Source organism: Solibacillus sp. FSL W7-1324 (genome assembly GCF_038008025.1).
Lineage (GTDB): Bacteria > Bacillota > Bacilli > Bacillales_A > Planococcaceae > Solibacillus.
The window spans coordinates 1,896,572-1,909,424 of sequence record NZ_JBBOYH010000001.1 but is presented as its reverse complement, the minus strand read 5'-3'; the positions used below and the strand labels follow the sequence as shown (position 1 = coordinate 1,909,424).

14 protein-coding genes are annotated in these 12,853 nt (G+C 42.2%); 12 read left to right on the top strand and 2 right to left on the bottom strand.

Translation table 11 applies throughout. The features are described from left to right. The first annotated feature begins 7 nt into the window (after nt 1-7). The 12 genes from MKY71_RS09210 to MKY71_RS09155 all read left to right on the top strand — a co-directional run bounded on the left by MKY71_RS09210 (nt 8) and on the right by MKY71_RS09155 (nt 10,502). Nucleotides 8-1,147, top strand: coding sequence for an acyl-CoA dehydrogenase family protein (locus MKY71_RS09210; RefSeq protein WP_339194428.1), 1,140 nt, complete (start codon nt 8-10; stop codon nt 1,145-1,147). 4 nt (nt 1,148-1,151) lie between these two features. Continuing rightward, nucleotides 1,152-2,027 carry an ABC transporter ATP-binding protein gene (locus tag MKY71_RS09205; RefSeq protein WP_339171094.1) on the top strand — a complete coding sequence of 292 codons (876 nt, stop codon included), beginning with the start codon at nt 1,152-1,154 and terminating at the stop codon, nt 2,025-2,027. Between the two features lie 12 nt (nt 2,028-2,039). Further along, on the top strand, nt 2,040-3,110 hold the full coding sequence (locus MKY71_RS09200; protein ID WP_340732314.1) for an ABC transporter substrate-binding protein: 1,071 nt from the start codon (nt 2,040-2,042) through the stop codon (nt 3,108-3,110). A gap of 13 nt (nt 3,111-3,123) precedes the next feature. Next, on the top strand, nt 3,124-3,894 hold the full coding sequence (locus MKY71_RS09195; protein ID WP_340732313.1) for an ABC transporter permease: 771 nt from the start codon (nt 3,124-3,126) through the stop codon (nt 3,892-3,894). Continuing rightward, nucleotides 3,891-4,244, top strand: coding sequence for a FixH family protein (locus MKY71_RS09190; protein ID WP_340732312.1), 354 nt, complete (start codon nt 3,891-3,893; stop codon nt 4,242-4,244). The genes MKY71_RS09195 and MKY71_RS09190 overlap by 4 nt, the downstream gene beginning before the upstream one ends. Then, on the top strand, nt 4,241-4,732 hold the full coding sequence (locus MKY71_RS09185) for a redoxin domain-containing protein (RefSeq protein WP_340732311.1): 492 nt from the start codon (nt 4,241-4,243) through the stop codon (nt 4,730-4,732). Before MKY71_RS09190 ends, MKY71_RS09185 begins: the two co-directional genes overlap by 4 nt. A 15-nt stretch (nt 4,733-4,747) precedes the next feature. After that, the gene (locus MKY71_RS09180; RefSeq protein ID WP_340732310.1) at nt 4,748-6,046 is read left to right on the top strand and encodes an O-acetylhomoserine aminocarboxypropyltransferase/cysteine synthase family protein; all 1,299 of its coding nucleotides are present in this window, start codon (nt 4,748-4,750) and stop codon (nt 6,044-6,046) included. 14 nt (nt 6,047-6,060) lie between these two features. Next, on the top strand, nt 6,061-6,432 hold the full coding sequence (locus MKY71_RS09175) for a chemotaxis protein CheY (RefSeq protein ID WP_339194410.1): 372 nt from the start codon (nt 6,061-6,063) through the stop codon (nt 6,430-6,432). A 12-nt stretch (nt 6,433-6,444) separates the two neighbouring features. Then, nucleotides 6,445-7,572, top strand: coding sequence for an LLM class flavin-dependent oxidoreductase (locus tag MKY71_RS09170; protein WP_340732309.1), 1,128 nt, complete (start codon nt 6,445-6,447; stop codon nt 7,570-7,572). A gap of 11 nt (nt 7,573-7,583) precedes the next feature. After that, on the top strand, nt 7,584-8,906 hold the full coding sequence (locus MKY71_RS09165; protein ID WP_340732308.1) for an LLM class flavin-dependent oxidoreductase: 1,323 nt from the start codon (nt 7,584-7,586) through the stop codon (nt 8,904-8,906). Between the two features lie 14 nt (nt 8,907-8,920). After that, nucleotides 8,921-9,454, top strand: a complete 534-nt coding sequence (gene ssuE / locus MKY71_RS09160) for an NADPH-dependent FMN reductase (protein ID WP_340732306.1) — start codon at nt 8,921-8,923, stop codon at nt 9,452-9,454. Between the two features lie 154 nt (nt 9,455-9,608). Further along, on the top strand, nt 9,609-10,502 hold the full coding sequence (locus MKY71_RS09155) for a 3-hydroxyacyl-CoA dehydrogenase (RefSeq protein WP_340732305.1): 894 nt from the start codon (nt 9,609-9,611) through the stop codon (nt 10,500-10,502). A 147-nt stretch (nt 10,503-10,649) separates the two neighbouring features. Here MKY71_RS09155 and MKY71_RS09150 read toward each other — a convergent pair whose 3' ends face one another. Together MKY71_RS09150 and MKY71_RS09145 are read right to left on the bottom strand one after the other, a co-directional pair. Beyond that, nucleotides 10,650-11,705, bottom strand: coding sequence for an LLM class flavin-dependent oxidoreductase (locus MKY71_RS09150; RefSeq protein WP_340732304.1), 1,056 nt, complete (start codon nt 11,703-11,705; stop codon nt 10,650-10,652). 13 nt (nt 11,706-11,718) lie between these two features. Beyond that, the gene (locus MKY71_RS09145; RefSeq protein ID WP_340732303.1) at nt 11,719-12,657 is read right to left on the bottom strand and encodes a ring-cleaving dioxygenase; all 939 of its coding nucleotides are present in this window, start codon (nt 12,655-12,657) and stop codon (nt 11,719-11,721) included. Between the last annotated feature and the right edge of the window lie 196 nt (nt 12,658-12,853).

Below are 12,853 nucleotides of genomic sequence, written 5' to 3'. Positions count from 1 at the left end.
AGGTGTTATGGGAGCAGTTGCACATATAGACGAAATCGCGGAAAAGCTTGCGGAACAGTTTGAACAAACAGCCGTAGAAAGAGATAAAGTTGGTGGCAATGCTAAGTTTGAACGGGATTTAATTCGTGAAAGCGGGCTTTTGAAACTTTTAATTCCGACTGAATACGGTGGTTTAGGTGGGAATTGGCAAGATGTGTTTCAAGTCGTTCGAACAATCGCACGAGCTGATAGTTCACTGGCACATGTAATCGGCTATCACTTTATCAATCTTGTTACACCGCATTTATGCGGGTCCCAAGAACAAAAGGAATTTTATTACCGCGAAACTGCAAAACATAATTATTTTTGGGGAAATGCATTTAACCCGGTAGCTATTCAATTGAAGGCTGAAAAAACAACAACAGGTTATGTGCTGAACGGGGTAAAAACGTTCTGCTCAGGTAGTGTCGATTCAGATGTATTATTAGTATCAGCAATTGTAGAAGGACAGGATGAGCCATTGTTGGTCGTTATTCCTAGTAATCGGATAGGTGTAGATATAAAAGGCGATTGGGATAATATGGGCCAACGTCAAACAGATAGTGGAACAATTATATTCAGCGAAGTTGAAGTACACGAAGAAGAAGTATTGCAGCAAGGCTTTTATGCAAGTGAGTTTTCACAACTGCGTCTGAATATCGCGACATTTATTTTAAACCATGTCTATTTAGGAATTTCAGAAGGTGCCCTTCAATCAGCGCTTACATATACGAGAGAACAAACAAGACCGCGTGCTATTACACAAACTTCGGCGATTGAAGATCCGATCATCCAGCATCATTACGGCCAGTTTTACGTACAGGTTGAAGCAGCGAATTTGGTTGTTAAAAAAGCGGATCAACTATTACAGAAACTATGGGATGAACCCGAAAAGATTACCCCTAAGCATCGCAGTAATCTGGATGATGCATTACAAACAGCTAAAATCTTTACAACACAAGTAGGGCTCGATATTACATCAAAAATTTTCGAAGTGATGGGCAGCCGCGCTACTGCAGGACGATATGGTTTTGACCGCTATTGGCGTAACTTGCGGACGATGACATTGCATGTTCCGGTTGATACGTCGATTCAATCATTAGGTAGAAAATTTTTGTTAGGAGAGTGAGTACATGGTTCAGTTATTGGAACGTCCAGTGCTACAACAAAACCCTCTATCAACGAAACATAGCAACGAGATAAAAACGAAAATTAAAGTGCAGAATATCGATTTCAGTTATGATGCGACGACAAAAATACTAAACAATATTCAACTGGAAGTACAAGAGGGCGAGTTTCTCGTATTCATGGGACCATCTGGATGCGGGAAAAGTACATTACTTCGTATGATGGCAGGGCTTGAACCATTTTCAAATGGCGATATCGAAATAAACGGCAAATCCGTTAAGGAAACGCATCCGGATTGCGGTGTTGTTTTCCAGGACTATTCCTTATTTCCATGGCTGACGGCACAGGCGAATGTCATGCTTGCATTAAAACAACGGAATAAAAAAATGCCGAAAAAAGAACTGGCACATATTGCAGAGCAGTATTTGACACTTGTTCACTTAGGGCATGCGGTAAAAAAATATCCAGGGCAAATGTCCGGTGGTATGAAGCAGCGTGCAGCCATCGCTCGAGCATTAAGCTACGGTTCGGATTTACTGCTGATGGATGAACCATTCGGCGCTTTGGATCCTGTTACACGTATTCAACTGCAGGATCTGCTTGTTCAAATCAGTGCCGAGCAAAAACGAACAGTCGTATTTGTGACACATGATGTTGACGAAGCCATTTACCTGGCAGACCGGATTGTCATCTTTGCTCCAGGGAAAAATGGTGCGGTAACGAAAAGCATCCAAGTACCGATTGAGAAAAAAGGAACGGATCGTCAGAAGTTATTTGAAAACAAGGAGTTCCGTGCATTTCGTGAATCCCTTTTAAACGAGATGAACGAACAGATCGTCAATAGTTTAAAAACGGAAATAACAGACGGCGCAGGAATATAGGAGGATCGTTAAATGAAAAGAACAAATCAGAAATGGGTCGCTTCACTTGCACTAACAGTAGGTTTACTTGCTGCATGTGGAGATGACGAACAAGTTTCGAAAGGAGAAGCCTCTGGTGACTATGAGATTACAGTTGGTTTAAGTCAGTCTGCAGGCGGAACACTTGTCGATATTGCCCACCAGGAAGGCTATTTTGAAGAAGAACATATTGCGGTCAATCGTGTTGGATTTGCAAACTCGGCAGACGGTCTGAATGCACTCCAAGCAGGGAAAATTGATGTCGGATTAACATTTGGTACAGCTGGACCGTTAACATTTATTGCAAACGGCTCGGACTTCTCGATTATCGGTGGTCATTTGGAAGGCGGACACCCGATTTTAACGAAAAAGGAAAATGCGGGGCAATATACTTCGCTTGAAAGCTATAAAGGTAAAAAAGTAGGGACAATCAGAATCTTTACATCGGATATCGTATTCCGTTCTGCTCTTGAAGATGCAGGGATTGACTGGAAAAAAGATCTGGAAATTGTTGAATTCAAAACAGGAAGTATGCTGCTAGAAGCGGTAGCATCAGGAAAAGTGGATGTTGCAGTATCAGCAAACTCATTCTACGCACAGGCGGTTGATATGGGTCTGGAAGCAGTCGCATGGAGCAATGATTTACAGGAAGGGCATGTATGCTGCCGTGTTGTAACACGCTCGGAATTATTGGCGGAAGAAGATGGGGAAGCGTATAAACGTTTCTTAAAAGCACTTATCCGCGCGGAACGTAAAAAAGTTGAAGATCCACAATCCGCAGTAACTGCTGCAAAAGAGTATATGAAAGTGGATGAAAAAGTAATTGATTCGATTGTAAATGACAGCCACTCAAATTATTCTTCGGATCCAAGCAGGGAGAAAGTAGTTCAAATGTGGGAGCAGATGAAAGAAATCGGCTATGTAGAAAACGTGGATGATATTGATGTAAACGACTATGTGAATATCGATCTATACGAAAAAGCACTAAATGAGTTAATCGAACAATATCCGGATGATGCATATTACAAAGATCAGCTCGTTCGTTTTAATGAACAAAACATTTAAGGGGTGGGATGGAATGCTCACATTTTTTAAACGCTATAATCTTACTATTTTGATAGGAATTATATTTATTATCGTATGGGCACTTGTTACGAAATATGCGACATGGATCAATCCGGTCATCTTCCCGCAGCCGCTAACGGTCGTTGAATCCTTCTCTGCAAAAATCGGTGAGCTGTTAACAGGTGTTGGGAGTTCGATGAAACTTCTCATACCAGGATTCTTCGGAGCTTTAGTGACAGGTATTGTAGGCGGTCTGTTTTTCGGACTGAACAAACGGTCACGTGAAATATTAATGCCTTACTTTCATGCATTAAGTCCGATTCCGCCAACACTGTTCATACCATATGTCATTGCGATTTTACCGACTTTCCAAACGGCTTCGATGTCACTTATTTTTATCGGTGCCTTTTGGCCGGTATTTTTAGGAACGATTCATGGTGTTCTTCTGATAGAAAAACATTATTTGGACAATGCAAAATCACTTGGCTTAAAAGGACCGACATTCCTGTTGAAAGTCGTGTTACCTGCAAGTGCACCCCATATTTTGAGCGGTGCCAGTACTTCACTCGGTATGAGCTTCCTGATTTTAACGATTGCCGAAATGTTTGGGGCTTCATCGGGAATGGGCTTTTTCATCCAGTATTACAGTGACTTTTCACAATATCATTACGTCCTTGCAGGCATCATTTTTAACAGTATTATCATTGTGGCTGTCATGATCGCATTCGAAAAGCTGAAAAAACGCTTGCTATTCTGGACAAATTTAAAGGCTGATGGCAAATGAAAAAAATTTTACTTACAATCCTGTTGCTGGCAGGTTGTAGTGCACATGCAAATGAAACACTCGATGTGTCACTGAATGCCAGTAAATCCGAGCTGGAAGCATTTGAACCGGTAACAATCACAGCAACTGTAATGTACAACAGCGAACCGATTGAAGACGATGTGGAAATTGAATTCGAGCTGATTAATCCAACCGGAAATACGATTGGTTCTGTAAAGCCAGATTATAGAGGGGACGGGAAGTATTCGATTGAAACGAGCTTCGATGGTACCGGCACCTATAAAGTGGTTTCCCATGTCAGTTATGGAGATCTTCATGAAATGCCTGAAATTGAGGTGAAGCTTAAATGAAAAAATGGATACAGCTCTCATTATTCGCTGTCCTGATTATCGCGCTAAGCTATGCCATTATCTCCAATACATCCAAACAAAAGGCAGAAGCGAAAACCGAAGAAATTTTGCTCCAAACTACTTCCGGTGAGCAAGTTGCCATACCGGAAGAAGGCAGCTATATCCTTAATTTCTGGGCAACCTACTGCCCGCCATGCGAAAGGGAAATGCCCGCCTTTAAAGCAGCATATGAAACACTACAGTCGCAAAATATTGAGCTCTATGCAGTCAATGTAGAAGAACCGACAAGACTGGTCAATCAGTATTTGGCGAAGTTCGATTTACCGTTTCCGATTCTATTGGATCGTCAAGGGCAGCTGAAACAAAGCTATGAAATTTTAACATTACCGACCACGTTGTTTTTGCAGGACGGAAAAGTAGTACACACCGTAAAACGTGAACTGACAGAACAGGAATTGCTTACACTTACTCAAAAATTTCTTTATTAAAGGAGAACTTTTCTTATGACATTTTTCAATCAGGAAACAATCGCACTCCATACGGGTCAAACAGTTGATCCGGTAACACGATCACGTGCAGTGCCGCTGTACCAGACGACTTCCTATGTATTTGATGATGCGGAACATGCGGCAAACTTATTCAAATTACAGGAAAGCGGCTATTTATATTCGCGAAATGCCAATCCGACAAATGCAGTATTTGAAGAACGTCTAGCTGCCTTGGAGGGCGGTGCCGGAGGATTTGCGGTCGCTTCCGGGCAGGCGGCAATCCTGATTGCTGTACTGACTGTCGCACAGGCAGGCGATGAAATTGTCGCAACGAATGCTCTTTATGGCGGTACGTATACATTGTTCTCTAAAACATTGCCTCGCTTCGGTGTAACAGTACGCTTTGTTGAAGGATCTGACTTACAGGAAGTTGAAGCAGCAATCAATGACAAAACACGCGCTGTATTCACTGAAACAATCGGCAATCCGAGCCTGCAAATTGCAGATATTGAAGGATTGTCTCAAGTAGCCCACCGCCATGATGTACCGCTTATTGTTGATAATACATTTGCGACACCTTACTTATCGAAGCCGATTGAATTTGGAGCAGATATTGTTGTGCATTCGACAACGAAATTTATCGGCGGTCACGGAACATCTTTGGGCGGTGCGATTATTGATGGCGGTAAATTTGAATGGAAAGCGCCTCGATTCAAAAACTTCGTAGAACCGAATGAATTGATCGGCAACCGTTCTTTTGTTGAAGCGGCAGGAGAAAAGGCATTCATTTCGAAGGCACGCTTTGAGCTGGGGCATGATTTAGGTGCCACATTATCACCATTCAATGCATGGCTTTTCATTCAAGGTCTTGAATCACTGGCAGTGCGCGTACGACAGCATGTTGTGAATGCACAGGCCGTTGCTGAATATTTAGCGGATCATGATCTGGTGGAATGGGTAAATTATCCGACACTGCCTGGCAATGATCCAAACAATTTAGTAGAGAAGTATTTACCGAAAGGGGCAGGGTCGATTTTCAGCTTTGGGATCAAAGGCGGACTAGAGGCAGCGAAGGCATTTATTAATAATGTTCAGCTTCTTTCACACGTTGCCAATGTCGGCGACTCGAAGTCACTTGTCATCCATCCGGCAAGCACATCTCATTCACGATTATCACCGGAGCAGCAGTTGGCAAGTGGTGTCACACCAGGTCTGATCCGTTTATCAATTGGTTTGGAAGATATTGACGATATTAAAAACGACTTGGCACAAAGCTTACAAAAAGCTGCCGAAGTCGCTCAAATAACAAAATAACAGGGGGATTTAAAATGGCGATTGCAGTAGTAGTAAATGATGAAGGTCTTGTAACACCGATTGTGGAAGGAACAATTTTACGTATCATTCAGAAGGACCATTCTGTAGAAGATCTGCGTAATCCGGCACTTGATTTAACAGAAGGTCGCCGTGGAGCAACATTACGTAAAGCGATTGAATTGGGCGCGACAACTTTTGTTGCACCGCCTGAAACTTTCTGCGAATTATCTTATAAAAAAGCGCAGGAAGAACAAATTTCATTCATTAACATCCCGGCAAATCAATCATTTGCTCAGGTGGCAGAACAGTTGAAATCAGGTTCAATTCAACAATCAAACGAATTACCGGCTGATGAAGTAGTAGCAAGTGCGCCGGTTACAAAATAAGGGGGAATTCAAATGACAAAAGTAGAGTTTATTACAATGGCGCCAACTTCTGGTGATAGTGAATATGTAGGAAACCAAACGTCAAATAAAGGTGCACAAACATGGTCAGGTGTCGGGATAGATTCAGATCGTGAACCTTCTGTAGAGTATATTACAAAAGTTGCACAGGCCGCTGAAAAAGCAGGCTTCTCGACATTACTGTTGCCGATTGGCGGAAGCTGTGTTGATTCATTGGTTGCTGCATCTCATTTGACAGCCAATACAAATACTTTGAACTTTCTGTTTGCGGTTCGTCCGGGTTCTACTGCGCCAACACAACTGGCGAAACAGTATTCATCGGTCAACTACTGGTCGAATAACCGAGTATTTGTCAATGTCGTAACAGGCGGGGCACCGAAAGAACTTGAAAATGACGGGGATTTCCTATCCCATTCAGATCGTTACAAGCGTACACGCGAATATATTGAAATTTTAAAACGTCTGTTCAACGGAGAAACGTTCGATTATGATGGCGAGTTTTACACATTAAAAGGCGCGAACTTGCCATTGCCTGTTAAAAATGCTCCTCCGATTTACTTCGGTGGCTCATCACCGATTGCAAAAGAAGTTGCAACAGATGTGGCTGACGTTTACATGCTTTGGGGCGAAACATTGGAAACGACAAAAGAAGAACTTGAAACGGTTGTGAAGCTGGCTAAAGAAAAAAATCGCGATCTTTCCTACAGTGTTTCATTCCAGGTTGTCTTAGGTGAAACAGAAGAAGCGGCATTTGAAAATGCGAACAAAATTATTAGCCAAGTAGACCCTGAAGTATTGGCAGCAAAACATGCCAATACGTTAAGCAACGGAGCGGTAGGAGTGAACCGCCTTCATCAGTTGATGCTAGAATCAAAAGACAATAATTTCGTCATTGCACCGAATATTTGGGCAGGGTTAACACAAGTGTTATCCGGCAATTCGATTGCGCTTGTCGGCACGCCGCAGCAGGTAGCTGAGCGTATCGTGGAATTCGTAGATTTAGGCTTTGACAAAGTGTTGCTGCGTGGTTTCCCGCATTTGGAAGTAATCGAAGAGATTGGCGAAAAGGTCATTCCACTTGTTCATGAAATATTGGCTAAACGCGAAGAACAGTTAGTGTAGGAGGTACGCAAATGACGAAAAAACAAATGAAATTAGGCGTCTTTTTAATGGGTACAGGGCATCATATCGCTTCATGGCGTCACCCGGATGCACAGGCGGATGCAAGCGAGAATGTCGAATTTTTTAAAGAAGTTGCTGTAAAAGCCGAGCAAGGCAAATTAGATATGCTGTTTTTAAGTGACGGTTTATCTTTTAACGAACTTTCACACCCGGCAGAACAAGTTCGCTTTGAACCACTTACATTACTCAGTGTGTTATCGACCGTGACTAAAAATATCGGTTTAACAGCTACTGCGTCAACAACATACAATGAGCCATTTCATATCGCGCGTAAGTTTTCATCGCTTGATCATTTAAGCGGCGGGCGCGCAGCATGGAATATTGTGACAAGTTACTATTCGGCAGAAGCGAGCAACTTTAACCAGGACCAGCACTTGGATCATTCTCTACGCTATGAACGGGCAGATGAATTTGTCGAAGTTGTAAAAGGTTTATGGGATTCTTATGAAGATGATGCATTGGCTCGCAATAAAAAGACAGGTGAATATATTACAAAAGGGAAGCTGCACACATTAAACCATAAAGGTGAATATTACGCAGTACGTGGCCCTTTAAATTCATCGCGTCCTCCACAAGGCAGACCGGTACTAGTGCAGGCAGGATCTTCGGAATCCGGTACGACACTTGCCGCGCAACAAGCAGATGTTATTTTTACGGCACAGCAGACACTTGAAGATGCAAAGCAATTTTATAAAAAACTGAAAGACAAGGCAGTTGCTGCAGGACGTGACCGCGATGATATCAAAATCATGCCTGGCGTATCAATTTACGTAGCGGAAACGAAAGAAAAGGCCTATGCCAAATATGAGGAACTGCAACAGTTAATAACACCGGAAATTGGTTTGGACTTTTTGGCAGACTACTTAGGTGTTGACCTTTCGCAACATGATCTGGATGGTCCATTGCCGAAAGACATTCCTCCGACAAACGGGAACCGCAGCCGTCAACAGCTGATCATTGAGCTGGCAGAACGCGAAAACCTGACTATTCGTGAGCTGTATTTACGTATCGCCGGTTCACGTGGTCATCGCATTATTTTCGGTTCACCAAGTGAAATCGCAGATCAGTTGATTGAGTGGGTAGATGAGGAAGCTGCGGATGGCTTCAACTTAATGCCTCCGTACTTCCCGGGCGGCTTTACCGATTTTATTGATTTAGTAATTCCTGAGCTACAAAAGCGCGGGGTATTCCGTACAGAATATGAGGGTAAGACACTTCGTGAGAATTTAGGGTTAAAACAAGTCCCATCCCGTTATACTTTACAAAATATTTAGGAGGAGTGTGAATCATGACAAAAGCGATTTTAATTAATGGTGGTAACAGTGTGACATCCCGATTAACAGGTGTTCAGCAATCCATTGAAACATTGCTGGAACAGCAAGGTATTTCTCATGAAACGATTCAGGTCCACCAGTTGCCTGCGCAAGATTTGATTACGGCAAACTATGCGAGTGAGGCAATTGCCGAAGAGATTGTCAAAGTAGGTGAGGCCGATATCGTCCTTTTCCTGACACCGATCTATAAAGGTTCCTATACTGGCATTTTGAAAACATTCATCGATTTACTGCCGCAAAAAGGACTGGAAAACAAAATTGTTGTACCAGTTGCAATCGGCGGGTCCATCGCACACTTATTGGCACTCGAATATTCACTGAAGCCGGTACTTTCGATTTTAGGAGCGACAACAATTTCAAGCCCTATTTATATCGTTGATAAACAAGTAACGAAAACTGACAATGGCTTTACATTGGATGAAGCAGCACAAGAACGCATCGAAAAGGTGTGGGAAAGTGTTGCACCCAAAAGTAAAGTAACTGTATAAAATGAACCTCGCGAAGGAGTCATTCCTTTTGCGGGGTTTTTTATTGAATGAATAACCCTCACTAATTGTCATTTTATAAGATAACTGCTTTTCATTTACCATAAAACAGGGAATACTCTCAGTGGATTGAGCTATTAAAAAAGGAGAGGATTCTATGAATTATAAAAAGGTTACAATTGCAGGAAGCGGTGTTTTAGGTAGTCAAATTGCATTCCATTCCGCATTTTTCGGATTTGAAGTAAGTGTTTATGATATTAATGAAGAGGCAATTACTAAGGCAAAACAGCGTATGGCTACATTAAAAACAACATATGGCCAATATTTTCAAGACGTTGACCGTGCTGAAAAAGCGTCCGGCAGTCTTCAGTATTACACTGATTTAGCAGAAGCAACAAAAGATGCAGATATTGTAATCGAAGCAGTGCCGGAACGAATAGAAATCAAACAGAAATTTTATGAAAACCTGGGGAAAGTGGCACCTGAAAAAACAGTCTTTGCTTCCAATTCCTCAACATTATTACCAAGCCAATTTGCTGAGTTTACTGGCCGTCCGGAAAAGTTCCTGGCATTACACTTTGCGAATTCTATTTGGCAAAACAATACGGCGGAAGTAATGGGACACCCCGGAACAGAAATGCAGTATGTTGAACAAGTGGCAGATTTTGCACGTAATATCGGCATGATTCCGTTTGTGCTGAAAAAAGAGCAGCCTGGTTATATTCTTAATTCATTATTAGTACCGTTTTTATCTGCGGCAATGGAGCTGTGGGTGAAAGATATTGCAGATCCGCAAACAATCGATAAAAACTGGATGGTTTCAACAGGATCGCCACGCGGACCATTTGCAATATACGATATCGTAGGAATGGAAACACCTTATAATTTAAACTTAATGCGCGCAGAGCACGATCCGGCAGCAAAATTAGTCGCAGAAAAAATTAAACGCGAAATGATTGATCAAGGTAAAATGGGTGTTTCAACAGGAGAAGGATTCTACAAATACCCGAACCCTGCCTATATGGATCCTGATTTTTTAAAAACGAATTAATACTAAATGTACGATAACACCTGATTCTAACCCGTGAAGGAATATATGCTTCACGGGTTTTTTATTGAAATAAGTGTATGCTGATTTTGCTTAGGCAATATCGCAAAGACCCATCCATTTCATTCAAAGAAATGGATGGGTTACCTGTTATCTCGCTGTATATTTTTTAATCGCCGGGATGATTTCGTTACCGATCAGTTCGATATTTTTCATTACTTTATCAAAAGGCACACCGCCAAAATCGATTTGGGCCATGAAGCGCTGCATGCCAAACAATTCGTATTGGTACAGCATTTTTTCGATAATTTGGTTCGGACTGCCAACCATGAGCGCGTCTTCCACTTGCGGTGCCTGTTCCACTTGCCAGCGCGGATAGCCTTGACCTCGAATCGCCTGGAACCCACCGCTTAAATGCGGATGCATCCCATCAACCGCTTCTTTTTCCGTTTCCGCAACATAAAACAGACTCGTCGTTGCAATCGGTAGAGATGCCGCATCAAAACCACTGCGATCTGCTGCTTCGCGGTATGCATCAACAGAAGCTTTAAAGTTTATCGAAGGTCCACCTAAAGTTGTCAGCATCATTGGAATGCCCATATAACCGGCTTTTATCGCACTTCCGGGAGGACCGCCAACAGCCCGCCAAATTGGAATCGAATCATTTAACGGCTGAGGTAAAATATGTGCATCCTTTAAAGCTGGACGAAATTTCCCATTATAATTTACTACCGAATTGTCATTTAACTGTTTTAACAGGGCGAGTTTTTCCTCAAAAATTTCCTCATAGTCACGTAGACTAACTCCGAACAGTTCATGTGCGCCAACCCGGGAGCCTCGTCCTGCAACGATTTCTGCACGGCCATTGGAAATTAAATCGATTGTCGCAAAATCCTCGTAAACACGGACCGGATCCGCTACGCTTAACACCGTGGCAGAGCTTGCCAGTTTAATGCTTTTCGTTGCCTGTGCAATTGCACCAAGTACAACCGAATGAGCCTGAGTTGTAAAGTATTGCTGATGGCTTTCACCGACCGCAAATACATCAATACCTGCCTCTTCCGCCAACTGGCTCGCTTCGATGATTTCCTGAATCCGCTGCTGCGCAGGAATGCGTGAGCCTGTTAACGGATTCGGAATATGGTCACCTAACGTATATAGTCCAAACTCCATCCCGCTTTTTTCATTAATTCGATATTGTTCCATAATCACTGACTCCTTATAAAATCGGCTTTAATTTTGCTGTAATTTCTACACGTCGGGGTTCTAAAAAATCCGGCAAATCCAATTGTTCACCGAGCGAGTCCACATGACCGTCGCGTAAAAAGCCTGGTCCATCCGTCGCAATTTCGAATAAAATGCCATTCGACTCTCGGAAATACAGGCTCTTAAAATAAAATCGATCGACAATGCCTGATGACATAAACCCTCGTGCTTTTACTTGGTCATCCCAATAGGCCAATTCTTCACCATTTTTCACCCGGATGGCCAAATGGTGAATGCTGCCGCGACCAGGTTTTTCAGAAGGCCCGTCCTGTTCAACAATATAAATTTCTCCAAACATCTCATCATTGACCGATTGAAGAAGGGCGGTTGTTTTGTCTTGTGTTTTCAATACAAAACCAAAGAGTTCAGTTAAAGTCCGAATTAATTTTCCTTTATTTTTTACCGTCATTTCAACAGTTCCCATGCCTTGAATTTGATGTTCAACTGGAACAGGTGATTTTTCATATGCTTCCCAATGTTCAACTTTCGTATTGGGTGCAGCGATAAGTGCCAAACGTAAACCTTCTTCATCTTCAAAGAGAAGGGCAGGGCGACCGGCAAATGTTGTGATGCCTTCATGTTGAACACCGAATTCATCCAGTCGATGAACCCAATACTGCAGACTATCAACGTTTGGTACGATCAAACCGATTTTTGTAATGGCATTTGTACCTCGGTGAGTGCGTCCAACTAACGGAATTTCAAAAAAGGAAAGCTCTGTTCCTGGACTGCCTGTTTTATCCCCATAAAAGAGGTGGTACATGGATGTGTCGTCCTGATTGACCGTCACTTTAACACGGCGTAATCCTAAAATATCACGGTAAAATTTGTTGTTTTGCTGTGCATTTTTTGTAATCATCGAAATATGATGATGTCCTGGAATTGTATACATGTTCATTCCTCCAATAAGTAATCGCACTGTTGTTCTCACTGACCAATCTCACAAAAGGAAACTGATTTCGATAATTCTTAACTATTACTTTACTACTCAACTGTATTGACGACAAGAAAAATATCTCGAATTCAAAATAAAATTATCTGTAACTTTTTTCCTTTTTATGCGTCTATAGGTAAAGAGAATCGAAAAA

Coding starts and splice junctions, on each gene's coding strand:
- MKY71_RS09210 (WP_339194428.1), top strand. CDS start 8: ATGGGAGCAGTTGCACATATAGACGAAATCGCGGAAAAGCTTGCGGAA.
- MKY71_RS09205 (WP_339171094.1), top strand. CDS start 1,152: ATGGTTCAGTTATTGGAACGTCCAGTGCTACAACAAAACCCTCTATCA.
- MKY71_RS09200 (WP_340732314.1), top strand. CDS start 2,040: ATGAAAAGAACAAATCAGAAATGGGTCGCTTCACTTGCACTAACAGTA.
- MKY71_RS09195 (WP_340732313.1), top strand. CDS start 3,124: ATGCTCACATTTTTTAAACGCTATAATCTTACTATTTTGATAGGAATT.
- MKY71_RS09190 (WP_340732312.1), top strand. CDS start 3,891: ATGAAAAAAATTTTACTTACAATCCTGTTGCTGGCAGGTTGTAGTGCA.
- MKY71_RS09185 (WP_340732311.1), top strand. CDS start 4,241: ATGAAAAAATGGATACAGCTCTCATTATTCGCTGTCCTGATTATCGCG.
- MKY71_RS09180 (WP_340732310.1), top strand. CDS start 4,748: ATGACATTTTTCAATCAGGAAACAATCGCACTCCATACGGGTCAAACA.
- MKY71_RS09175 (WP_339194410.1), top strand. CDS start 6,061: ATGGCGATTGCAGTAGTAGTAAATGATGAAGGTCTTGTAACACCGATT.
- MKY71_RS09170 (WP_340732309.1), top strand. CDS start 6,445: ATGACAAAAGTAGAGTTTATTACAATGGCGCCAACTTCTGGTGATAGT.
- MKY71_RS09165 (WP_340732308.1), top strand. CDS start 7,584: ATGACGAAAAAACAAATGAAATTAGGCGTCTTTTTAATGGGTACAGGG.
- ssuE (WP_340732306.1), top strand. CDS start 8,921: ATGACAAAAGCGATTTTAATTAATGGTGGTAACAGTGTGACATCCCGA.
- MKY71_RS09155 (WP_340732305.1), top strand. CDS start 9,609: ATGAATTATAAAAAGGTTACAATTGCAGGAAGCGGTGTTTTAGGTAGT.
- MKY71_RS09150 (WP_340732304.1), bottom strand. CDS start 11,705: ATGGAACAATATCGAATTAATGAAAAAAGCGGGATGGAGTTTGGACTA.
- MKY71_RS09145 (WP_340732303.1), bottom strand. CDS start 12,657: ATGTATACAATTCCAGGACATCATCATATTTCGATGATTACAAAAAAT.